The 23,067-nt window shown below is 48.6% G+C and carries 26 protein-coding genes; 6 read left to right on the top strand and 20 right to left on the bottom strand.

Translation table 11 applies throughout. The features are described from left to right. Positions 1-18: 18 nt before the first annotated feature. The 7 genes from KNP87_RS06685 to KNP87_RS06655 all read right to left on the bottom strand — a co-directional run bounded on the left by KNP87_RS06685 (position 19) and on the right by KNP87_RS06655 (position 6,719). Positions 19-1,023 carry a S66 family peptidase gene (locus tag KNP87_RS06685; protein WP_119922544.1) on the bottom strand — a complete coding sequence of 335 codons (1,005 nt, stop codon included), beginning with the start codon at positions 1,021-1,023 and terminating at the stop codon, positions 19-21. Positions 1,024-1,109: 86 nt separating this feature from the next. Then, complete coding sequence (locus KNP87_RS06680; protein WP_026833468.1) at positions 1,110-2,411, bottom strand: pyrimidine-nucleoside phosphorylase; 1,302 nt, start codon at positions 2,409-2,411, stop codon at positions 1,110-1,112. Positions 2,412-2,461: 50 nt separating this feature from the next. Continuing rightward, positions 2,462-3,274, bottom strand: coding sequence for a purine-nucleoside phosphorylase (locus tag KNP87_RS06675; RefSeq protein ID WP_026833469.1), 813 nt, complete (start codon positions 3,272-3,274; stop codon positions 2,462-2,464). Between the two features lie 18 nt (positions 3,275-3,292). Further along, the gene (gene deoB, locus KNP87_RS06670; protein ID WP_028106686.1) at positions 3,293-4,465 is read right to left on the bottom strand and encodes a phosphopentomutase; all 1,173 of its coding nucleotides are present in this window, start codon (positions 4,463-4,465) and stop codon (positions 3,293-3,295) included. A 122-nt stretch (positions 4,466-4,587) separates the two neighbouring features. After that, on the bottom strand, positions 4,588-5,472 hold the full coding sequence (gene xerD, locus KNP87_RS06665) for a site-specific tyrosine recombinase XerD (protein ID WP_026833471.1): 885 nt from the start codon (positions 5,470-5,472) through the stop codon (positions 4,588-4,590). 125 nt (positions 5,473-5,597) lie between these two features. Further along, positions 5,598-6,086 carry a ferric iron uptake transcriptional regulator gene (fur, locus tag KNP87_RS06660; protein ID WP_026833472.1) on the bottom strand — a complete coding sequence of 163 codons (489 nt, stop codon included), beginning with the start codon at positions 6,084-6,086 and terminating at the stop codon, positions 5,598-5,600. 96 nt (positions 6,087-6,182) lie between these two features. After that, complete coding sequence (locus KNP87_RS06655) at positions 6,183-6,719, bottom strand: NUDIX domain-containing protein (protein WP_214721185.1); 537 nt, start codon at positions 6,717-6,719, stop codon at positions 6,183-6,185. A gap of 185 nt (positions 6,720-6,904) precedes the next feature. Here KNP87_RS06655 and KNP87_RS06650 point away from each other — a divergent pair, with 185 nt between their 5' ends. After that, positions 6,905-7,759 carry an aldo/keto reductase gene (locus KNP87_RS06650; RefSeq protein WP_214721184.1) on the top strand — a complete coding sequence of 285 codons (855 nt, stop codon included), beginning with the start codon at positions 6,905-6,907 and terminating at the stop codon, positions 7,757-7,759. Between the two features lie 67 nt (positions 7,760-7,826). Next, a complete protein-coding gene (locus KNP87_RS06645; RefSeq protein ID WP_026833475.1) occupies positions 7,827-8,483 on the top strand; it encodes a type 1 glutamine amidotransferase domain-containing protein in 657 nt (218 codons plus the stop codon). Between the two features lie 268 nt (positions 8,484-8,751). On the opposite strand, the gene KNP87_RS06640 is transcribed toward KNP87_RS06645, so the two are convergent. The 11 genes from KNP87_RS06640 to KNP87_RS06590 form a co-directional block, all read right to left on the bottom strand. After that, the gene (locus tag KNP87_RS06640) at positions 8,752-9,372 is read right to left on the bottom strand and encodes a hypothetical protein (protein ID WP_214721183.1); all 621 of its coding nucleotides are present in this window, start codon (positions 9,370-9,372) and stop codon (positions 8,752-8,754) included. Positions 9,373-9,516: 144 nt separating this feature from the next. Further along, on the bottom strand, positions 9,517-10,053 hold the full coding sequence (locus KNP87_RS06635) for a PadR family transcriptional regulator (RefSeq protein ID WP_026833477.1): 537 nt from the start codon (positions 10,051-10,053) through the stop codon (positions 9,517-9,519). A gap of 140 nt (positions 10,054-10,193) precedes the next feature. Further along, a complete protein-coding gene (locus tag KNP87_RS06630; RefSeq protein WP_214721182.1) occupies positions 10,194-10,781 on the bottom strand; it encodes an NUDIX hydrolase in 588 nt (195 codons plus the stop codon). Next, complete coding sequence (locus tag KNP87_RS06625) at positions 10,778-11,359, bottom strand: CDP-alcohol phosphatidyltransferase family protein (protein ID WP_028106692.1); 582 nt, start codon at positions 11,357-11,359, stop codon at positions 10,778-10,780. Before KNP87_RS06625 ends, KNP87_RS06630 begins: the two co-directional genes overlap by 4 nt. Position 11,360: 1 nt before the next feature. Then, a complete protein-coding gene (locus KNP87_RS06620) occupies positions 11,361-12,251 on the bottom strand; it encodes an ABC transporter ATP-binding protein (RefSeq protein WP_214721181.1) in 891 nt (296 codons plus the stop codon). Continuing rightward, positions 12,187-12,969, bottom strand: coding sequence for an ABC transporter permease subunit (locus KNP87_RS06615; RefSeq protein WP_214721180.1), 783 nt, complete (start codon positions 12,967-12,969; stop codon positions 12,187-12,189). The genes KNP87_RS06620 and KNP87_RS06615 overlap by 65 nt, the downstream gene beginning before the upstream one ends. Next, positions 12,966-13,730, bottom strand: coding sequence for an ABC transporter permease (locus KNP87_RS06610; protein WP_214721179.1), 765 nt, complete (start codon positions 13,728-13,730; stop codon positions 12,966-12,968). The genes KNP87_RS06615 and KNP87_RS06610 overlap by 4 nt, the downstream gene beginning before the upstream one ends. Continuing rightward, positions 13,717-14,913, bottom strand: a complete 1,197-nt coding sequence (locus tag KNP87_RS06605) for an ABC transporter substrate-binding protein (RefSeq protein WP_026833482.1) — start codon at positions 14,911-14,913, stop codon at positions 13,717-13,719. The genes KNP87_RS06610 and KNP87_RS06605 overlap by 14 nt, the downstream gene beginning before the upstream one ends. A gap of 16 nt (positions 14,914-14,929) precedes the next feature. Beyond that, positions 14,930-15,688 carry an SDR family NAD(P)-dependent oxidoreductase gene (locus KNP87_RS06600; protein WP_214721178.1) on the bottom strand — a complete coding sequence of 253 codons (759 nt, stop codon included), beginning with the start codon at positions 15,686-15,688 and terminating at the stop codon, positions 14,930-14,932. After that, positions 15,685-16,659, bottom strand: coding sequence for an MBL fold metallo-hydrolase (locus KNP87_RS06595; RefSeq protein WP_214721177.1), 975 nt, complete (start codon positions 16,657-16,659; stop codon positions 15,685-15,687). Before KNP87_RS06595 ends, KNP87_RS06600 begins: the two co-directional genes overlap by 4 nt. Positions 16,660-16,831: 172 nt before the next feature. After that, complete coding sequence (locus tag KNP87_RS06590; protein ID WP_119922537.1) at positions 16,832-18,271, bottom strand: NADP-dependent glyceraldehyde-3-phosphate dehydrogenase; 1,440 nt, start codon at positions 18,269-18,271, stop codon at positions 16,832-16,834. 215 nt (positions 18,272-18,486) lie between these two features. Between KNP87_RS06590 and KNP87_RS06585 the strand changes: the two genes are divergently transcribed. Next, complete coding sequence (locus tag KNP87_RS06585; protein WP_026833486.1) at positions 18,487-19,365, top strand: chemotaxis protein CheV; 879 nt, start codon at positions 18,487-18,489, stop codon at positions 19,363-19,365. A gap of 81 nt (positions 19,366-19,446) precedes the next feature. Here KNP87_RS06585 and KNP87_RS06580 read toward each other — a convergent pair whose 3' ends face one another. Next, positions 19,447-19,815, bottom strand: a complete 369-nt coding sequence (locus tag KNP87_RS06580; RefSeq protein ID WP_026833487.1) for an Hpt domain-containing protein — start codon at positions 19,813-19,815, stop codon at positions 19,447-19,449. Positions 19,816-19,936: 121 nt separating this feature from the next. On the opposite strand from KNP87_RS06580, the gene KNP87_RS06575 reads away from it, so the two are divergent. After that, positions 19,937-20,872 carry a magnesium transporter CorA family protein gene (locus tag KNP87_RS06575; RefSeq protein ID WP_026828838.1) on the top strand — a complete coding sequence of 312 codons (936 nt, stop codon included), beginning with the start codon at positions 19,937-19,939 and terminating at the stop codon, positions 20,870-20,872. A gap of 118 nt (positions 20,873-20,990) precedes the next feature. Here KNP87_RS06575 and KNP87_RS06570 read toward each other — a convergent pair whose 3' ends face one another. Beyond that, positions 20,991-22,094 (bottom strand): PP2C family protein-serine/threonine phosphatase, encoded by a 1,104-nt coding sequence (locus KNP87_RS06570; protein ID WP_026833488.1) that lies wholly within the window; start codon positions 22,092-22,094, stop codon positions 20,991-20,993. 125 nt (positions 22,095-22,219) lie between these two features. Here KNP87_RS06570 and ytzI point away from each other — a divergent pair, with 125 nt between their 5' ends. Next, positions 22,220-22,390 (top strand): YtzI protein, encoded by a 171-nt coding sequence (gene ytzI, locus KNP87_RS06565; RefSeq protein WP_114596274.1) that lies wholly within the window; start codon positions 22,220-22,222, stop codon positions 22,388-22,390. 131 nt (positions 22,391-22,521) lie between these two features. Next, positions 22,522-23,064 (top strand): hypothetical protein, encoded by a 543-nt coding sequence (locus tag KNP87_RS06560; protein WP_214721176.1) that lies wholly within the window; start codon positions 22,522-22,524, stop codon positions 23,062-23,064. The last annotated feature ends 3 nt before the right edge of the window (positions 23,065-23,067 follow it).

The raw sequence follows: 23,067 nt of genomic DNA, 5'->3' as shown, positions 1-23,067 counted from the left end.
AAAACGCAGGTTTTTTACTCATTCGACAGCGGATTCGAGAATTTCAATCACAACCGTTTCACCCGCGGTCACCGATGTCTGAATGCCGTTTGGTAACGGGAAAACCGGATCGGTATGTCCGAAGTCTGCGTCGAGTACAATCGGGAAGTCATATCCACGGGTCGCCCGTAGGAGAATGTCCTTCAGCGGGAAGTCAGGATCAAACTCGACTTTTCCGTGAAAACGTCCGATGACAATCGCCGAAATCTTTTCATATGCCCCGAGGTGACGGAGTTGTGTAAAGTACCGGTCGATCGTCTCCGGCGTTTCGCTTTCGTCATCTTCAAGCATTAAAACAGCACCGTCGAACGACGGCATATACGGTGTCCCGGCAAGCAACAGCAGTGTCCCGAGATTGCCGGCGATGATCGGTCCTGTCCCTTCTCCTGCGCGGGCGACGACGTACCCCTCATTGACGACGTGTATCCGTCTCCGGTCATCATTGACATCCCAGCGCAAACCTTCATCCGTCCATTCATCCGATGCTTCAATTTGACCGATCGGCTCCGTCTGCATGAGCGTTTTTTCGAACCATTTTTTTGTATACGCATCAAGACCATGCAGTTGACCAAACTGCGGTAAAACAGCAGGTCCGACGAACGTCGTCAAGCCGGTTTTCGTATGAATGCCGGACAGAAGAGCCGTAATGTCGCTGTAGCCCATGAAGATTTTTGGATTGTTGCGGATTACATCGTAATCGAGTTCATCGAGCAACTGATGTGAATTAAACCCGCCGATTGTCGTAATGATTGCTTTGACGTCAGGATTTTGAAATGCCATATGTAAATCTTGAAGGCGTTCCCCGATTGTGCCTGCCGTATGACTGTGAATCGCTGTCGTGTTCGGCATCACAAGGACCTGAAAACCCATCCGCTCCAGTGTCTCAATCCCCCGTTGCAGACGACGCGGTACATACGCTGCGACCGCTGATGCCGGCGAGAGAATCGCAATCGTATCGCCGACAGTTAGTTTTTTTGGTTTCATCTGTATTTCCCCTCCCATTGTTCCTTTTACTATAACAAAAAAACAACTGTCTGGGAAAGAAACCCAGACAGTTGTCAGAAAACACCTTATTGAATGACAGCATGAACGAGCGGGCGTGCTTCCGGCTTCGTCTCACTGATATGGTACGCGTGGTCCATTTTTTCGATTGCTTGGTCGAGTGTTTCTTTGTTCGAACGGAGTGTCGCGATGACATCACCGACTTCGACTTTGTCGCCGACCTTTTTGAATAATGTAACGCTTGCTGCGTGATCGATGACATCTGCCTTCGTCGCACGGCCTGCACCGAGAATCATCGCTGCGACACCGACTTCATCCGCGATGATTTCTGAGACGTATCCTGCTTTAGACGCCACGAAATCTTTTTCGAACTTCGTTTCGAGTGCTTTCGACATATCGTCAACGAGTGACGCGTCGCCGCCTTGCGCTGCGATGAACTTCTTGAAGACGTCGAGTGCTGCTCCGTTTGCGAGACGTGTCTCGAGATCGGCATACGCTTCGTCAAACGTCGGGTAGAACTCACCAAGGACTGCCATGTGCGAAGCAATCGTCAACGCGATGACTTTCAGATCGCGAACGTCTTTGCCTTGGAGTACTTCGATCGCTTCCTTGACTTCGTTTGCATTCCCGATTTCGTTTCCGAGCGGCTGATCCATGTCCGTGATGACGGCGATCGTCTTCCGGTTAACACTTTTCCCAATCGATACCATTTCCGTCGCAAGCGCTTTTGCGTCTTCAAATGACTTCATGAAAGCACCTGAACCCGTTTTAACGTCAAGGACGATGCTGTCCGCACCGGCTGCGATTTTTTTCGACATGATGGAGCTTGCGATCAACGGAATCGAGTTGACCGTCGCCGTCACGTCACGTAACGCATACAATTTTTTATCGGCTGGTGTCAGGTTACCCGTTTGACCGATGATTGCCATCTTGATGTCGTTGACTTGAGAAACGAATGCTTCTTCCGTCAATTCCACGTCGAATCCCGGGAACGCTTCGAGCTTATCGATCGTTCCGCCCGTGTGGCCAAGACCACGTCCGCTCATCTTCGCGACAGGAATTCCGATTGATGCGACCAGTGGTGCGACGATCAGACTGATCTTATCGCCGACTCCGCCTGTTGAGTGTTTGTCGACTTTTTTACCGTGGATGCGTGATAAATCAATCACGTCACCTGATTCGACCATCGCCATCGTTAAATCCGCGATTTCGCGGTCCGACATGCCTTGATAGAAAATTGCCATCGACATGGCTGACATTTGGTAATCCGGAATGTCACCGTTCGTGAATCCTTCGACCATCGCTTTAATATCGGCTGTTGGTAACTCGCCACCGTCTCGTTTTGTTGCAATCAAATCTACCATACGCATAATAAGTTCCTCCTCAAGGGGTCGTTCGTATTTTTATCGGGCTTTAATTCTTACATTTTTTTGATCGAACCGCGGACAAGTGACAGGAAGTGCGCACGGACACGTTCCGTCGTTTCCATGACTTCGTCGTGGTGAAGCGGCTGATCGAGAATGCCGGCTGCCATGTTCGAGACACACGAAATACCAAGTACGCGCATATCCGAGTGGCGGGCGACGATGACTTCCGGAACCGTCGACATACCGACGACATCGCCACCGAGCAACCGGGCGAGTTTTACTTCCGCCGGTGTTTCGTACGTTGGACCTGTATTGCCGAAGTAAACGCCTTGACGCACTTGAATACCAAGTTCGTCTGCTGTTTCTTGAGCAAGACGCAACAATTCAGCGTCATACGGCTTCGACATATCCGGGAAACGTGGTCCCATCTCATCAACGTTTTTCCCGATCAACGGGTTTGTGCCGAAGAAGTTGATGTGATCCGTGATCAACATCAAATCTCCCGGTTCAAAGGCTTCGTTGCAAGCACCGGCTGCGTTCGTGACAATCAGTGTTTCAACACCGATCGCTTTCATGACACGGACAGGGAATGTGACCATCTCCATCGAGTATCCTTCATAGAAATGGAAACGTCCTTGCATCGCAACGACTTGTTTCCCTTCGAGCGTTCCGAATACGAGTTGCCCGGCATGACCTTCCACCGTCGAGACGGGGAAGTTCGGGATATCGCTGTAAGGAATCGCAATCGGATTTTCGATGTCATCCGCCAGGACACCGAGTCCTGAACCGAGAATTAAACCGATTTCCGGTTTCGCCTGCATCTTGCTTTCTAAATACGACCGTGTTTCATTCCAATTGACTGTCATCTGAATCGCTCCCTTAAATTAAAGTTCTGACAAGAAACTCTTACCGTGCGCCGGCAGCTTCACATTGAAGTTATCGGCAACCGTCGCCCCAAGATCGGCAAACGTCGAACGGATTCCCAAATCATTTGCGACACCATTTTTGTGGTAAGCAAGTAATGGCACATACTCGCGTGTGTGATCCGTTCCTGGATGAACGGGATCATTTCCGTGGTCCGCTGTAATGATCAAGAGATCATCTTCCTGAAGACGTTCAAAAACTTCCGGCAGACGGGCATCAAATTCCTCGAGCGCCTGACCGTACCCTTGCGGATCACGACGATGACCAAACAATGCGTCGAAGTCGACGAGGTTCAAGAAACAAAGTCCTGTAAAATCACGGTCAAGTTGGTTGACGAGTTGGTCCATACCATCCATGTTCGATTTCGTGCGGATGGCGTCCGTCACGCCTTCGCCGTCGAAGATATCAGCAATTTTCCCGAGAGAAATGACATCGAGCCCGGCTGTCTCGAGTTCGTTCATGACAGTCCGGTCAAACGGTTTCAACGCATAGTCATGACGGTTCGACGTCCGGACCCAGGCACCTTGTTCTCCGAGGAATGGACGGGCGATGATCCGGCCGAGCATGTACGGATCATCACGCGTGATGTCACGAGCGTACTCACAAATCCGGTACAATTCTTCGAGCGGAACCACTTCTTCGTGCGCTGCGATCTGAAGCACAGAGTCAGCCGACGTATAAACAATCAATGCACCTGTTTCAACGTGTTCTTGTCCGAGTTCATCCAAGATTTCCGTTCCTGACGCCGGCTTGTTGCCGATGATTTTTCGACCCGAAAACGTTTCGAGACGTCCAATCAAGTCTTCCGGGAATTTCTCAAACACACGGAACGGCGTATCGATGCGAAGACCCATGATTTCCCAGTGCCCTGTCATCGTATCTTTGCCGGCCGATACTTCTTCCATCTTCCCGTACGCTGCGAGCGGCGCTGCTTCTGCTGAAACTCCTTGAATCGGCGCGATGTGCGAAAGACCGAGTTTTGCCATGTGCGGCATGTTCAGACCATTACGCTGCTCCGCGATATGTCCAAGTGTATGCGCTCCAAGATCGCCAAACTGTTCGGCATCCGGTGCTTCTCCGATTCCCACTGAATCCATGACGACTAAAAATACACGTTTGAATGGTTGAGCCATGTTAAAATTCCTCCTAATACTTATTGCTTACTGTTAAAACAAATCCCGTTAGAATTTTCCCGCAAACGGACTAGACAAAACACCCTATTTGTCTGAAGTCAGACCTTTAAGAGGTAAAACCATCACGCACGGGGATGATGGTTTTTATAGACGTCGTGCAGACGTGCTTTATTGACGTGCGTATACATTTGCGTTGTCGATAAATCGGCGTGACCGAGCATTTCCTGAACAACCCGCAGATCAGCTCCATTTTCGAGGAGATGGGTGGCAAAGGAATGACGCAAAACGTGTGGCGTAATCTCTTTTTCAATCCCGGCTTCTTTTGCCCGACGCTTAATCATCTTCCAAAAACCTTGCCGTGACAGACGATCGCCCCGGCTGTTAAGGAACACATAATCGGTTTGTTGACCGCCGAGACTGTTGCGGGCAAGATCCAGATAGATCGTCACACTGTCGATCGCTGTCTGACTGATTGGGATGATGCGGGTTTTGTTCCCTTTCCCGAGACAGGACAAGTAACCGAGTTCCAACTGCAGATCATTCAATGTTAATTGTAACAACTCACTGACCCGCATGCCGGTGCCGTACAGCAGTTCGAGCATCGCCGCGTCACGCCGGACGAGCGGATCGTTGCCGACGACCGAATCAAGCAAACGAACGATATCCGTTTGACTCCAGACGACCGGTAACTTTTTGTCGGGTTTCGGTAAATCAAGATGTCGCGACGGATCGTGCCGGACGATCTGCCGTTCCACTAAAAATTGATGGAACGATCGAATCGAACTCGTTGACCGCCGGACTGTCGCACGCGACTTTTGTGCCTGAAGCAGAGATTCGATGTGAAGGACGATGTGGTGGCGCGTGACTTCTTCCGGTGAAGAAATCCCTTCCCGCTCAAGCGTCGTCAAATACTGGTTTAAATCATTTCGATAGGCAGCGGCCGTATTCGCGGACATCTGCCGTTCAATCACTAAATAGTTGATAAATGCTTCCAGTTGTTGCCTCACTGAACTCATCCTCTATCGTTAAGAAATCGCTTACTTTCCCATCATATCAAAGGTGTAAACCGTTGTGAAGAGGTCTGACCTATATTTTTAAAAAAGAAAAACCGTCCTCTTTTTGATGAGGACAGTCAGACGGTTTGGGTTTGTGATTGCGATTGTTCCAACGCTTCCCGTGCGTGCCGTTCTTGGCAGACGCGGCAAACACCGTGGAACGTCAACCGGTGATCCTTGATCTTAAACTGAAAACGCGAGACGATTTCTTTTTCGACTTCTTCTAACATATCATCTAAGATTTCTTCGACGGATCCACATTCGATACATACAAGATGGTGATGCGAGTGACTCGCTCCTTCTTGCCGTAAATCAAATCGAGATACGCCATCTCCGAAATTGACTTTATCAACGACTTCTAACTCCGTCAATAGCTCAAGCGTCCGGTAAACCGTCGCCAGTCCAATGTCTGAGTTCTTTTCTTTGACCAATAAAAAGACATTCTCCGCACTGAGGTGATCCGACTCATGTTCAAGCAGAATCCGTACGGTCGCTTCACGTTGGGGAGTCAGCTTATATCCTTTACCGCTCAGCTGTTTTTTAATGCGTTCAACACGACTTTCCATCATAGCGCCCCCTTTGGTCGAAACTGATGGTTTTATCATAGCTGATAATCACTCCTTTTTCAAATTAAAATGATTATCAACTGAAAATCATTTACTTTAGAATGATTTTAAAGTGCGGATGTGCCAATGTTGGATCGCCATGATCGTTTTCGCATCGACGATTGTCCCATTTTCCACTAATTCCAGCGCCCGTTCAAGCGTCAGCGTCTGGTTTTCGAGGAATTCATCGGCATCGAGCTGTCGCTCCCCTGCCGTCAATGCAGTCGCTTCATAAATATGTACCCGTTCACTGCAAAAACCGGGCGCTCCGTAAAAATCAAACACATGCGTCAATTCACCCGCTGCGTAACCGGTCTCTTCCTTTAGTTCTCTTCCGGCACAATCTACCGGATCCTCGTCCTTTTCCAGTTTGCCAGCCGGAATTTCAATGGATAATTGTTCAAACGCTTTGCGGTATTGTTCGACGACCAACAAATCGCCCTTTTCATCAAAGGCGATGATGGCGACCGCTCCGTTGTGGTAAACCAGCTCTCGGACGGACGTATTGCCGTTTGGTAAACTGACGACGTGCTTTTCGACGTTAAAAACTTTTCCTTCATAGATGACTTCCCGCTCAATTGTTTTTTCTTCCATCCTGTACACCTCTTCTGTTTAGATTCGAACCACTGCTTTCTTCTCTTCCTCAGTATGCCTGTTTTCCGATTCCGGACGCAAGTCTGTTTCATTCTTTTGAGCAAGAGCACCTGGAACAAAAATCAGCCGCCAAATATGCTAAACTGATTAGCAGTAGCACTAGTTGAAAGAAAAGAGGGATTGATATGGCATTAGGATTAGGCACGATGACGATTTTGAAGCGTGGTCAGGAAGAAGCAACGGAAATTTTGCGGACGGCGCTCGATGAAGGAATCGTTCATTTTGACACGGCGGATGTCTACGCGAACGGAGCAGTCGAGTCACTGATTGGGCAAACGTTTTCACCTGAAGATCGGAGCCGACTGTTTCTTGCTTCCAAAGGCGGCAACCGGATGAACGCGACTGGAACAGGCTGGACGTGGGACCCAAGCTATGACTATTTGAAACAGGCGTGTTTCGAGAGTCTGAACCGACTCGAAACATCGTACCTCGATTTGTATTATGTTCACGGCGGAACGATGGAAGACGATCTTGACGCGTCGATCCGTGCGATGAAAGATCTCCAGCAAGAGGGGCGGATCAAGGAATACGGTTTGTCTTCCTTACGTCCGAACGTCATCAACTACTGGCTGGAGAACAGTGATTTCAGTTATTTGATGACACCGTATTCGCTGCTTGACCGTCGAATCGAGGAATTGTTGCCACGACTTCAAGAACGAAATATCAAACTCGTCGCCCGTGGTCCACTGGCAAAAGGTCTGTTGACGACGGAAAGCACATCCCGCCTTCAATCCGTCGACCGGTTTGAACAATACGACAAGGAACAGCTGGAGCAGGTGTTGACGACACTCCAAGACTATCCGCTTCCGGCGATGGCTCTTCAGGCCATTGATCAACAAGCGGATATCGTCTTACCCGGTGCATCAAGTGTGTCACAACTCCAAGCGAACCTGAAAGCGATGCGGGAAACATTGTCGGCAGAAGAAATCGCTCACGTCCTGTCGTTGCTTCCTGTTCACACGTATACGGAACATCGATAAGGTTTGAGTTTTTTCAGACGAGGGAATCTCCTTCTTTGTAACGTTATTACAGAGGAGGAGTTTTATTATGTCAAAAATTTTAATCGTTTCAACCAGTGCTGACGATATGAACGGTCACAAAACAGGATTATGGTTCGAAGAATTCGCAGCCCCATTTAACTTGTTCCACGAAGCCGGTCATGACGTCACGGTCGTTTCTGTCAAAGGCGGCGATGTCCCGATCGATAAAGCTTCAATGGTCAAGGAGATTCTGCCGAAATTCCAAGATGCACGTCGTGCACTTCATGATACGACACCACTCGCGGATGTCGATCCCGCATCATTTGATGCTGTCTATTTCCCAGGTGGTCACGGAGCGGTCGTCGATTTCCCGAACAACCCGCTTGTCGCCGGCGCCATCGAAGCAATGGTCAGAAAAGACGGCATCGTCGCTTCTGTCTGCCACGGTCCAGCAGCGTTCGCGCATGTTACGATCGACGGTAAACCGTTTGTCTCAGGTCGCCAAATCAACGGCTTCACAGACGAAGAAGAAAAATCAACAGGTCTTGAAGATAAAGTACCGTTCTTGCTTGAAACAACGTTACGCAGCGAAGGCGCAACGTTCTTGACGTCAGATGCCGGCAAAGAATTTGCTGTCATCGACGGCAACGTCGTCACAGGCCAAAACCCGGCTTCAAGCGAAGCGGTCGCAAAACTTGTCTTGGCGAAACTGGCAACGGTCTAAGAACATCTAATTGAACTGAAAGAGACTGACTCAACAGTCCTTTTCTATACAGACGAGGATAGCGGATTTTACATCCGTTATCCTCGTTTTGATTCAAAAGAAATGACTTCCTTCGCGCAACGCTTGCAGGAAACAGCAAAGAAATCCGTACTGTCAGAGACAAACAAGACCCGCATCCCTGCCTCAATCAGGCAAGGATGCGGGTCTTGTTGTTTCAGCTGAAAACAACGTGCAATAAAGCGATTTCTTTTGCGGTGGTTTTGCTCCGTCACCGTAACAGCCGTTCACAATTCGTGCGTTCACGCTGTAATTCTTCCAGTCGTCGTTGGTCCTTTTGATACTGGGGTTCGAGCTCTTGACGTCGTTGTTCAAGACGGGCTTGTTCATCCGGCGTAAACGAACGGTGGATGATCCGCTCACGACGGTACCACCGCTTAGCAATGATTTCCGGGGCCGGTCCTGCCTTCAATGTCTGGACGACTTGTTCATAGGCAAGCCGCGTATCTTCAGATTGTGACAGGACATCACGTTGCTCCTCGCAGAGCTGCTCGAGGCGGCTTGCGACGAAGGGACGTGTTTTGATCGTCAACTGTTGTTTGATGTCGTGATGGAGTGTTTGTTCGACTTGTGCGCGTTGCATCGCTTCTTCTGTTTCCACCGACATGACATCAAAGTCCACCGTCGATTCGTCTAAAATCTGTTCCATCTCTTCGAACGACAACCACATCATTTGTTGCGCAACAAACCGGTCAATCAGTCCGGATTCGACATAATAATCGCCGATTTCGCCTCCCCACTTCAGTTCTTTGACGGCATAATCGGCATATTGTTCAATCATCTCGTCCGTTTCTTCATCGATCCAGTCTTCATAATCCGTAAATACACTCACGCTTTTTGTTACCTCCTCTAATGCTCTTACAATTCATCTACTCTATCACAGTCTGCATCAAAAAGAATCCACAAAAAATCAACTCACTCTGCCCTGAACAGAAGTGAGTTGATGTTAGATCACAGACCGTGAAATCCCCGTCATTCAGACATTGGCCTGATTTTTTTTAATTTCTTCAATCGCCCAGTCACACCAGTCGAGGTAGTTGAGCATCATCCGTAATCCATATTCGCTTGTCAGCGTTTCCCCAAGCGTTGCACCGTTCTCGAGATGATCTTTTCGCCACACCCGCATCAAGTCGACTGCAAACTGATGATGTCGTTTGGACTCTTCCAGATACAGGACCGCTTCATCCGGAGGCAGCAGATGCAATAAAGACACCCGCATCAGATTCTCGTCCTTCATCTTCGGTTTGAATTCACTCGGTGCCCGCAGCCAGGCAACGAGTGCTGTTTGTCCTTGTTCCGTGATTGAATAGACTTTTTTATCGGGCAGGTCTTCTTGAACGATGTAGACACTTGTCACCAGTTGATCGTCTTCCATCTTTAATAATTCACGGTAAATTTGTGTATGATGCGCCGTCCAAAAATGCGTCATCTGTTTTTTGAACGTCGTACTTAAATCATATCCGGTCGCTTCTCCCTGAGTTAGCAGTCCGAGCAATGCAAATCGTAACGCCACTGGCTGCACCTTCTTTCATCAAATGTATATATTGTTAATTATCTCAGAGAAATGTTTATTATGCTACTTTCTGCCTAGCTTTCGGTCAAAAAGAAAAAGAACTGCCGCGTTTTCTCCGCTAGTCAGTCCTTTTGTTGCGTTCACCGTTCACAATAAGCTTGTATTCCTGCACAAACCGTCTTCCAGTAGTCGGTCGGATGTGGCACGAATTGATTGCGTTGGATGGTTTCACCTTCGACCGTTGTTAAGACCGTTGTTTCTTCTTCAGCCAACCGAGCGAACTCAGCGAACGAAAAAGCGAGGAGCCGGCGGACTTCCGTCTTCTGCAACGAATAGCCGGTCAGTGGTTTTGCCGAGTCCGTCAAGAAAAGATGAATCCGTTCCCGGTCAATGAAGCCCGGTAAGCATAATTCTTCTTGATACACACCGAGTCCGTACAGTTCTTCAAAAGACTTGACGAGTCCGATTTCTTCTTCAAGTTCCCGAACTCCGTCAGCAACTGACTCACCGGCCAACAGATGACCGGCCGCCGTGATATCCAGCATCCCGGGAAAGTCTTTTTTCTGATCCGCCCGTTGCTGTAACACGACCTGCTGTTTCTTGCTGTCGATGACAAAACAATGAAACGTCTCATGCCACAGACCTTGCGTATGCACGTCTTGCCGCGTTGCCGTATACAAAGGATGTCCGGCTTCATCCACCACCATAAGTCGTTCCGATTCACTCATCGTAATACCTTCGAGGCTTGATAAAACCGTTCGCCGACTGTATACAATTCAGCAATTAAAAAGACGAGCGCAATCCAAATGATGGCACTTGGGAACAGTAACATCGCGGTCAAAAAGAGGAAGCCTTCCGTCCGTTCAACCAATCCCGGTTGATACTGGAACGACTTGAATCCATAATTCTCACTGACTGCTCCAATCGCCAGAAACATCGTCATCCCGATCACAAAGGAAGCGATTAAAAATAAAATGACGACTTGTGTCTCCGGAAAGCGAAGCGCAAGTCCAAGCAAGACGGACAATTCAACGATTCGGTCGAGCACCAAATCAAGAATCGTTCCGATCGGCGTCGTTTTCTCACGCCGTGCCATCGTGCCGTCCACGACGTCTAACATACCAGAAATCCATAATAGTAAAATGGCAATACCCATCATATCATTGTAAACAAAAAATCCTGTTGCCCCTCCGATGATTCCGGAAATGATAGTCACTTGGTTCGCTGAAAGTCCCATTTTCTTTAATAAGGTCGCTACCTGTTCAAAAAGGGGCTGGACGACTTTTCTGGCCCGTGTGTCTAACATATTACCCCTCCTTCCTGACGATATAAGCTGTCATTGCTTCAGAAAACGTCTCACTCGTCTGCACGATCAGACGCTCCCCTGCTTCGCGTTCGACTTCATAAAATCGGACGCCGTACTGGATCAGCTCTTTCGTAATCGTAACACGTTCAAAACTTTCCTTCGTCGGTCTTAAGACCAACTTCACATCGGACAAGGAATACCATTCACCGTTCAGATGAACCCCGTCCCCGAAAAACGGACTCGTCTCCGCCAGCCGGACCGGATTGCCTTGATCAATAATCCGTCCCTGTTCCATGACGTAGACATAATCCGCCATCGCCATCGCTTCTTCCCGGTCATGCGTCACGAGCAATGTCGTGACGCCTGCTGCTTCCGTCAGCCGTCGGATCAGCGTCCGCAGTTCCCGGCGCCGTGGTAAATCAAGGCTTGAGAACGGTTCGTCCAGTAACAGGAAGTTGGGTTCACTGGCCAGCGCCCGGGCAAGACTTGCCCGTTGTTGCTCTCCGCCGGACAGTTCATGGACAAACGACTCCGCCCGACCCGTTAAACCAACGCGTTCCAGCCATTCGTTCACATCCTGCCGACTCCCTTTTTTCATCGCCAACCGAACATTTTGTCCGACGGTCAGATGGGGAAACAGTAACGGACGCTGAAACAACATCGTGACGCCCCGTTCGTTCGGCGCGACACGTGTCATCTCCGTTGATCCGAAGTGAATCGTTCCGCCCGAGACACGCTCCAGTCCGGCGATCACACGGAGTAACGTGGTTTTTCCGCTGCCGCTTGGTCCGACGAGGGCAACACACTTCCCGGAGGAAATCGTCAAATCAATGTCTTGTAACACCTTTTTCTTTCCAAATGTCTTCGTTACGTGCTGAATCATTACGTCCATCTAACAGCCTCCGAACAAGTCGAACCCACGATGAGAACACCATGAGCTGAACAAAATAAATCAAAAATGGTAAAGCAATCAACCAAATCGTCGCTTCTTTCGCCGCAACCAACGAATTTCCCGTATAGAGCGGAAAGGCTTCGAGGGCGATCATCCGGACGACACCGCCACCGATCAATGCGACGAGTGCGTACTGACTTAACGCAATCACCGTCACGAGTAAGGTGACGGACTGTAAGGACGAACGCATCATCGGACCTGTCAGGAAAAAGAACCGTTTGAAGCGGTTCGGTTGGATGAGAATCATCTGTTCCATCATCTGTTCGCCAAGTGCTTGAAATCCGTTCGTATAGATACGGATCGTGTACGGCAACGTCGGCAACAGCAATACCAACAAGACGCCTAAAAATTGATCGGCGAGCCCCAGTCGAATCCAGGTCAGGTACAATCCGAACGATAACAGCAAAACGGGTAGAAACAGCGGCAAGCTGATCAACAGTTCCATCAACCGAATCCGCCTGCCGGTGCGAAACGCAATCGCTTTTCCGGCTGCATAGCCAATCAGGTGATTCAGCAGCGTCACAGCCGCAATCATCAGGACGGTCGTCGTCACCGTGTCCAGTAAACGCGGGTTCCACGTCCAGGTCGTCGGGATGACACCGATCAATGGCAGGACAATCAGACCGATCAACAGACTTTTCACAAGGGTTGGTCTCATTCCGCTCGCCCCTTACTGATCCGTTCCGTCAACGGTCTGACGAAACGCGTGAATGTCAATAACACAACCAACAAACTGACGGTCAGGACGACACTGATGGCGAAAGCTGCCGGTTGGCTCGATAAATCGCCTTGTGTGTATAAATCAAAGGCATAAACCCCAATCATCTTCGGATAGGTGACACCGAGTAACGCCGGCACCTCATAAGCGAACAACGTAAAAGCAAATACGATGAAGGCCGCTTCAAGCATCGGAAATAACAAAAAGACACCTTTCCCGTGCCAAAACCGCCGCATCCGCGACAGACCTAACATCAAGCCCAATTCTTCATAGCGGTGATCGAGACGTCGATATACCGGCAGGAGATAAAAGAAGACGAACGGTACTTCCTTATAAAGATAAGTCAAGATGATGCTGAGATGATTCGCTTCATGCGGTCCGATGACGGGCAGGTCACTTAAATACAAAATCGAGAGGTACGCTGCACCGAGGTGCGGAATGAACAACGGCAACGCCAACAGTTGTTCCGTAAAACCCGTCCGTCTCGCAAAATAATCCGCAAGTACCGCCCCGAGCAAAACGGACAGGAGTGTACTGCTCAATGCGACATAGAGGCTGATGCCGATACTTTCCAAAAAAACGGCATCAGACGCAAGACGGCTGTAGTCGTTCCAGGTCGTCATTGACAGACTGACGAACAGACCATACACCACCATACCGGCAATCAGAAGTGTCGCCGGCCAGGCATTACCTCGCCACACGTTCCGGCCAGTCCTTCCGGATCAGATCAAACAGTTCCGGATCGAGCTCCGCCCGGACTTTTCCGTTAAAGTCAGCCGGCTTCGGTGTCGAGGCTGCCGCCGGGACATCGGCGAACGCCGCTTGTTCCTGCTGATTGAGCTTCGAAAGATCAAGGCTCGTTCCGTCGCCCCAATAGGTCGCATCAAACTTCTTCAGTTGCGCTTCTGCCGACAACAGTTGATTGATTGTCACAAGAGCACCGTTTGGATTAGGGGCATTAAATGGAATCGTCAAGAAGTGTGTCGAGGCAATCGACCCCTCTTCTAAAATCAAAGGGCGTGTCTGCTTCGGAAACGTGCCTGATTTCACTTCTTGCTCCGCCCGTCGTTCGTTGAAGCCCATTGTAAACGAGACATCGCCTTTCGCATACAATTGGTCCAGTTGCGCCAATGTCTTCGGATACGTTTTTCCTTCTTTCCACAAATACGGTTTGAGTTCGTTCAGATAAGCCCATGTTTTCTTGAAATCGGCTTTCGGATCTTGTAACGTCTCTTTTGATTCAACACCGTACATGACGTGACGGACAAACGCATTTCCCGTAAAGTCCGTTACTTCCGGATAAGTGAATTTGCCCGGATTCTGTTTGACCCAACTCTTCAGCGTCTTGAGATCTTTTGGCGGATTCGCGACACTCGCCTGATCGTAGTGGAACGTATACTGGACTTTGCCCCATGCGGCTTCCAGCTCGTCGGTCGGCGTCCCGCTGTCTGAACCTTGTGCTTGTGGATCCACGTACTTCATATTCGGCAGCACCTTCGTGATTTCACCGTACAATAAACCGTCTTTTTTCGCGTTTCGGAAGTTATCTCCATTGATCCAGATGACATCGATGACGCCCGTCTCTTTGCCGGCTTTTTTCTCGGCCCGTAACTTTTGAATGATGTCTGCTGTCTCAATCGGCACACGCTCTAGTGTAATCTGATGCTCTTTTTTCAAGCGGGGTGTCAGGTACTCATCGATATAGGCATTGATCCCGTCATCGCCGCCCCACATATACATCCGGACCGTCGTGTCAGCCGCCGCTTTTTCAATCGTCGTATACGAAGAACCCAGTACTTTATCTTGTGTCGGCGCTGCCGGAGTATTGCCACAACCAGCCAGTACGAGACCCGCTGCCGCTATTCCGATTATTTGTTTTCTCATCCGTAAAAATCCCCTTTTATTTTTTATCAAAACCTGATTTCCCGAACCATTCGATCATCCTCGGAAACAGCGCATATGCTTTGGCGGAACCTTCCATCCAGAAAGGGGCGTTGACTTCCCGCTTTTTTTTGACCATCGCCCGGACGATTGTTTGCGCCAATTTCTCTTTTGATAAGAGAATGTTCGCCACGTTTTTTTCGTATTTCCGGCTGATATCTGCACGAACGAAAAATTCCGTTGCGATCGGTCCCGGATTGACGGTCATGACATGTATTCCTTTTGGCTTGAGTTCCAGACGCAAGGCGTTTGAAAACTGCAGCAAGGCGGCCTTCGTCATGCAGTAGATCGTCGACTTCGGTGTCGGCAACTTGCCTGCCTGACTGGCGACGTTGATGACCATCCCGTTTGGGCGGAACAGACGCAGACACGCTTTTGTCAGTCGAATCGGACTGAGAACGTTAATCCGCGTCATCGATTCAATCGTCTCGATTGTCGTATCTTCCAAAAAACTAAACTCCCCGAATCCTGCGTTGTTGATCAGTACATCAATCATGCCATACCGCTCTGCGATCTGTTCTGCAAGAAGCTCCGGTGAATGTTCCAAGTCATAGACAAAATACTCGGCATTCAAGTCTTTTGCCAGTTGACGTAACCGGTCTTCCCGTCTCGCCACTAAAATCAAGTTTGCCCCGTAGCGATTCAGTTCACGCGCAAGTGCCTCGCCGAGACCACTCGAGGCACCGGTCAAGACGACGACTTTATTCAGTAGATTCATGAGCTTTCACCTTGTTTGGCATAATATAAAATCCCGTCTCGTTTGACGACCGTAATCTGTCCACTGGCGACAAGGTAGTCGAGACGTGCCTTCATCTCACTCATGACAAGCGGAAATGATTTTTTTAAGCGGTTGCCGTATGTCACACGGGCCAATTCGAACAGTGTCTGTTCTCCTTCTATGTGCTTCAGCAACTGTTCCCCTCTTGCCTTGCGTTGTAACAGCCGTTCTTCAATCAAGGACGGAACATCGCGAATCGGTTCACCGTGACCGGTGTAGGCCAGCTCGATCTGTTCTCCCTGTAATTTCCGAAGCGAACGCATATAGGCCAATACAGGACGTTTCGCGTCCGACGTATCGCCGCTCTGCGGCTGCTCAAGCAACGGGTTGGGTTCGACCCGGGCCAACAGATGATCGGCCGCAAACAGAACACCGGTTTGACTCAAAATACCGATTTGATCACTCGCATGTCCCGGTAGCTCGAGGACTCGGTATGTACCGGACTCACAAATCGAATCGCCCTCCTGCAAGACATGATCCAACCGTCCTTTTCCGAGCCATTTCAAGGCCGACATGTAGCTGGGCAGAAGCGTCCGGATTTCTTCCGGTATACCAAACGAAATCGCCAGACGTTGTAAGAAATCGTCGCCTTGGCTCAAAAAAGTCTCGTCTTGTTCCAGATACGGACGTAATCGGGCATGTCCGTAAATCGGAATTCCTTGGTCCGAGAAACGGTACGCCATGCCCGCATGATCCGCATGATGGTGCGTCACGATCACTTTATCGAGCATGGAAACGGTTAAGCCGATGTGTGCCAATCCTTTTTGCATCGCCTGCCAAGCCTGTTCCGTATCCGGACCACAATCGATCAGGATTGTTTCTGTTTTCGTCCGTAAGACGTAACAGTTCACATCACCGACCGGAAACGGTGTGGGTATAGGTAATACAAAGATTTCATCTTCTTGTGACATGGGAAAACCCCTCTTTTCTCTCCATCGTTTCCTTCATTATAGAGAGAAAGGAGTGACAGCGGCAAATTTTGTCTGCTGTCATCGAATATTCAGGTAAACAGCATACGTCCCTAAGCGTCATTTGGATGCAAAAAAAACGACCTTTCCGCAGATTGAAAGGTCGTTTTGCTGCTTATTTTAAGTTGAGGACGGTTAATTTATCGCGTGTCATCGAAGCTAAGCTTCGTCCGACGCCTTGTACGCCGAGACCTGAAGATTTCACACCGATGAACGGGAAGTGATCGGGACCACGTTCCGTCCGACCATTGATTTGAACCGAACCGGTTTCGAGCGCGTCAGCCACGCTGAACGCTGCGTCGATGTTTTCTGTGAAGACACTTGCTTGAAGACCGTATTCCGATTCGTTCGCATAAGCGATCATCTCTTCGACCGAGTTGACTCGAATGATTGGTAAGACCGGTCCGAACGGTTCTTCCCATGCAATCCGCATATCGCGTGTGACATGGTCAAACAACGTTGGTTCGATCAAGTTCGCTGTCCGGTTTCCACCTGTGACGAGCGTAGCGCCTTTTTCGTTCGCATCCGTAATCAGACCTTCGACGAAATCAGCTGACTTCGCATCGATCAATGGGACGACAACACTTTCGTCTTCCGGTGAACCGACTGTCAATTTCGCGATTCGTGCAGACAATTCTGCGACGAGCGCATCTGCCTGAGGTTCAAGAACGAATACACGTTTGATTGCTGTACAACGTTGTCCGGAATATGAAAACGCACCGCTGATGATGTGATCTGCCGCGAGCGAAAGATCCGCATCTTCCAGAACGAGGGCCGGGTCTTTCCCGCCAAGTTCGAGAACGAGTGGAATCATTGACGATTGACGCGAGAGATGTTGTCCCGTCGCCGTACCACCTGTGAACGTAATCATGTTGATGCCGGGATGAGCTGTCAAATAATCACCGATGACCGATCCACGACCGGTTACGAGATTGACGAGTCCTGCCGGCAGACCTGCTGCGACAAGAGCTTCTACCATCAAGATACCGCTGATTGATCCTTGTGTCGCCGGTTTGAAGACGACAGCATTTCCTGTCATCAAGGCTGGTGCAAGTTTCGCCGCTGCGAGGTTGACCGGATAGTTAAACGGTGAAATCGCCAGTACGACGCCGAGTGGTGCTTTTTTAATGACAGCGATTTTTTTGGCGCTTCCGCCCGGGAATGAATCCCCTTGCATCATCTGTCCATCAAAACGAAGACCTTCTTCCGCTGTATAACGAATGATTTCAGCTGTCCGTTTTACTTCCTTGATCCCGTCCGCAAGACCTTTACCGACTTCACGCATGATGACTTTCCCAATCTCATCCGCCCGCTTCTCAAGTTCAGTTGCCCAAGCATGGAGTAATTCCGCTCGTTTGTTGGCCGGTACTTTTGCCCATTCCGCTTGTGCCGTTTTGGCTGAAGCGATCGCTCGATCGACTTCCGGTTTTGTCATCGCTTGAACACGACCCACTATGTCTTCTTTATAAGGTGAAGAAATTTCAATCGTTTCATTGGATTCACTTTCATGCCATTGTCCATCTAATAAAAATGTATACGTTGTTGCTGTAGTCATTCCACTCGACCTCCATATCTTTTTTCTCTCTCACTTCAGTGTGTGGCTGCATAGCTTATTGTAATCAATTGGTCAGACAAATGCCAAACTTTTTGCTTAACATAAAATGAAAGCGATTACAACAATTTTTTTATTCTTTTTCGTATGTAATTTTTTCCGCTATCTGCCGATAACTAGTCAGAAGTGCAGTGCAGGATTGAAAGGAGCTCGATAACGTGTACAATCAACACGATATTTTATTAGAAGCCGGAACAAATGAATTGGAAATCGTCATTTTCCACTGTGGTCCGTATACGTTTGGTATCAATGTCATGAAGGTCCGGGAAATCATCGTCCCGCTACCAATGACTCCACTCCCGGGAACACCGGATGCTGTCAAAGGCTTAATTGAATTGCGCGGTGAAGTCATGACCGTGATCGATTTACCGACTGTCATCGGCGTTGCCCACGAAGAAACGACGGATGATCGCTTGATCATCTGTGAATTCAACGGAGAAAAAAGTGTTCTCCGGGTAGACGCCGTGACTGAAATCCGCCGTATCTCGTGGGAACAGATTGATACGCCGAATGAGCTGGCACGTGGAATTGAAGGATTGACGAACGGTGTCGTCAAGACCGGTGATAAAATGATCATCTTGCTCGATTATGAAAAAATCGCCCTCGAGCTTTCACGTAAAGACATCTTCGCCCGCGAAGAAGGACGTCGTGTTCTGCCGCGTAATCGGTCGAACAAAACGATCTGGATTGCCGAGGACTCGGAGATGTTGCGGACCCTCATCATCGAAACGCTCGAAGAAGCGGGTTATCACGGTCTGAAATGGTTCATCAACGGAAAGGATGCGTTTGATGCCTTTGAGGCGGGAAGCGACTGCGATCTCTTGATCACGGATATCGAGATGCCGAAAATGGACGGATTACATTTGACGAAACGTCTTCGTGAAGATGACCGGTATACCGAGTTGCCGATCGTCGTGTTCTCGTCCCTGATTTCGGATGACCTCCGTCATAAAGGAGAATCGGTCGGAGTCAATGCGCAAATCACGAAACCGGAAATCGGTCGCTTGATCGAAACGGTTGATACATACGTCCTCTAATTCTTACATCACGAAAAAACCGTCTTCCTGAACACTAGGAGGACGGTTTTTCTCATTCGTCGAAAACGAATTTGTTTTATTTCATTGGACCGAATCAGGATTTTTGCCGAGAAAGACATCCAGCCATACTTTCCTGAAATCGACCATACATTGCTCGACCCGGTGCAAGATATCGGAGGCATTCGTTAACGAACCCGTCTCCGCCTCACGCTCTAGAAGTTCAAAATCATCTGCTAAGTCGTCCGCTGCAACGGAATAGGAGGCGCCTTTTAGTAAGTGAGCTAATTTTTCGGTCTGTACCGCATCATTTGCTGCGACTGCGTCTTTCAATTCCGGAAACTTACGATCGAATTGAGCGATGTACGTCTCACCGATTTTTTGTAGAAACACTTCATCGCCACCTGCAATCATACGCAGTTCTTCTAATTTTTTTGTATTGAAAAAAGGCATCGTATTCCCTCCCTTGTTTGTATTTTATCATTAATCGTTTCAAAAAAAAATCTGAGAATCATTTACACGCCCTCCATAGTGTTCCTATAATAAAAAAGTGAAGAGCAGGAGGGATAGACAAATGTTGACGATTTATCGAAGCGATGTGACGGGGGCAGTCAACGAAATCCAAGAGTTCACGAAAGGTTCTTGGATTCATCTTGTCAATCCGACAAAAGACGAAGCCGATCAAGTCATCGCTGCCACAAAAATTCCTGAGGATTTTATCTACGATCCACTGGACGTCGAGGAAAAACCTCGTTTTGAGAAAGATGATGAAGGGTTATTGATGATCGTCGATGTACCCTACATTGAAGAAGAATCATCTGGACGACGGTACAATACGATTCCACTTGGTATCATCGTAACGTCGAGACATTTCATCACTGTCTGTTCGCAACAGCTTGATGTGTTGACTTTGTTCTCGAGCGGAAAACTCCGCGCGTTCCGGACGAACTACCGCTCACGGTTCGTCTTTCAAATCTTATATAAAGTCAGTTCCTCCTATCTCCGGTTCCTCCGGCAAATCGATCGCCGGATGGATGAATTGGAGGAAGAATTACAACGATCGATGCGAAATCAGGAAATCTTCCAATTGATGAACCTGCAGAAGTCACTTGTTTATTTCATGACTTCCTTAAAATCCAATGACGGCGTCCTCGATCGCATCATCAAGACACCGAGTCTTGAAAAACACGAGGATGATGAAGACTTGCTGGAAGATGTGTTCGTCGAACACCGTCAAGCGATGGAAATGGCCCAAATCTACAAAGACATCATCAGTTCGACGATGGATACATTTGGTTCCGTCATCTCGAACAACGTCAACTTCGTCATGAAGTTTTTGGCGTCAATCACGATCGTCATTTCGATTCCGACGATGATTTCCGGAATGTTCGGAATGAACGTCCATGTCCCGTGGGAAGGCGAAGTCATCGGATTTTGGATTGTCTTCGGGATGATGATTTTCTTCTCCGGTTTAGCTGCCTTTATTTTATGGCGCCGACGATTCTTCTAGCAAACAAACCAAAAAAACCACCCGCTTTTCAAGACGTTCGCAGAATTGGAGGAACGGACAGCTGTCCGCTCTGTCCCCAATCTAAACGACTCTCGAAAGTGAGTGGTTTTTTCATTTTTTAATTGATTTCAACCGTGACGAGACACAAATCGTCCGCATCATCACTCTGATCCGGTTGAATGAGCTGGTGAATGCCCGGCCCTTGTTGCTGGATCAATTCACGAATCGCGCTGATCCCCTCATCAATCCCCTTACTGTACAATTCCATGAAACCATCTGTATACAAGTAGACACATCCAGGCGAAACGAGGTCAATCGTATGGCTCGTATACTCGGAATCCTCGAACATCCCGACCGGAAGGCCTGTGTTCTCAAGCGGAATGATTTGATTGCCCATCCGTAATAAACCGGGTGGATGTCCCGCATTAGCGTAGCTGAGTTTCATCTCGTCGAGTTCAATATACAAATAGACGGCCGTAAAGTAGATTTCCGTCTCATCTCCCGGAAACAGCCGGCTCATCTGCTTGTTTAATTCTTCAAGCACTTTTGCCGGGTCACCGATCCGGTGCACCAGTTCAAACAAAATCGAACTCATGCCCATCGTGATCAAAGCGGATGAAACACCGTGCCCCATCACGTCAAATAAGATGATGCCATATTTCTGAGGCGAAATCCGATACCAGGCGTACATATCTCCTGCCAGTTTTTTTGACGGGATGTACGTTGCCATGATCCGGATATCCTCATCTTCGATGTTTGCGCTCAAGACACTTTGTTGCAATTTTTGCGCCAAGTCGAAGTCTTCTTGTAACACCTTTTCGTACCGTTTCCGGGCGTCAATGGCTTGTTTGAGTGACATGGCATTGCGGACACGGGCCAACAATTCCGTTTTCCGGATCGGCTTCGTCGTGTAATCGGAGGCACCGGCATCCAATCCATCGGCAATATCTTCTTCATTGGATCGACCCGATACGATGACAATCGGCAATTCATCCAAGCCAAACCGTTTACGAATCAAACGTGTGGCGTCAATTCCACTGATTCCGGGCATTTCCACGTCGAGTAATACGACGTCAAGTGTTTCGATGAACAGCGGGTCTTCCATCAGTTCCATCGCTTCTTCCCCACTCATTGCCTTGACCACATCGTATCCTTCGTTTTCAAGCAATCGTTCCAAAATCATCAAATTCGTAAACTCATCATCTACGACTAGTATACTCATGTCGTCTCACCTCGTTCCATTAACATATTCATTTGAAAATAGTTTAGCACACAATTTACATTTTCGTTTAGACGAACGGCGCTTTTTCCGTCATACTAAAGGAAGAATGAAAGGGGGAATGGATCATGTGGCTGTATGTCGTCTCCATTCTAATCATCGTTTTCGTCCTGGTCGCTTCAATCCTCGTGATTTCAAAAGGGTACGGCTATAAAGGCAATAAGGATGACATCGAAATTGATTACGATGAAATCAACCGTAAGCTGACTGAAAAACACGATGACGAGCATCGACCGTAAGATTACTGGATCGTCTCAGACCATCATATCATTGGATGGTCTTTTTGTTGTATTACAAATGCATGTTTTCAGTTAGCAGATAAGGGTATATTCATATCATGGTCAAATAATATTTTAAGGGAGTGTCAATCATGCAACCAAACTTACCAAACGATCCACATGCTGTACATGCTGAAAACCCGAACCGTCAATTCGATCAGGAAGCGTCATCTGGTCGCCAAGTCAGTTTACTTACGGGAATGTTGTTAGGGGCAGTCGTCGGTGGTCTCTTGACATTACTCAGTTCATCTAGCCGTCAAAACACGAAGCAGAGCCTTCGTGGTGCCAAGGACTCCGTGTCGACACTGGCTTCTTCCATCAAAGAAGATCCGTCAGGTAAAGCGTCACAAGTCATCAACCAAGTGAAGAGCGCTTCAAGCATCATCCAAGAAGTCGCATCAGACGTTCAAAACGTCTACGACAAAGTCAACACGGAACTCGATACGGTGAAAACGGATGCTTCGTCTGTGAAAGACACAGTAAACGAAGCCAAAGGTGATCTCAATTCGATCAGCAATAAAGTGGTCGAAGCCAAAGACGTGGCGCTCGGGAAAGAAGAAGCCCCAGCTGAGTATCAACCTAAAAATACACAACAAAGCGGTTCACAGCAAAACGATTCACAGCAAAATAAATAAGTG

Source organism: Exiguobacterium sp. s192, from assembly GCF_018618795.1.
GTDB lineage: Bacteria > Bacillota > Bacilli > Exiguobacteriales > Exiguobacteriaceae > Exiguobacterium_A > Exiguobacterium_A undae.
Note: the sequence above shows the minus strand (reverse complement) of the source record. Positions and strands in the feature narration are given on the sequence as shown.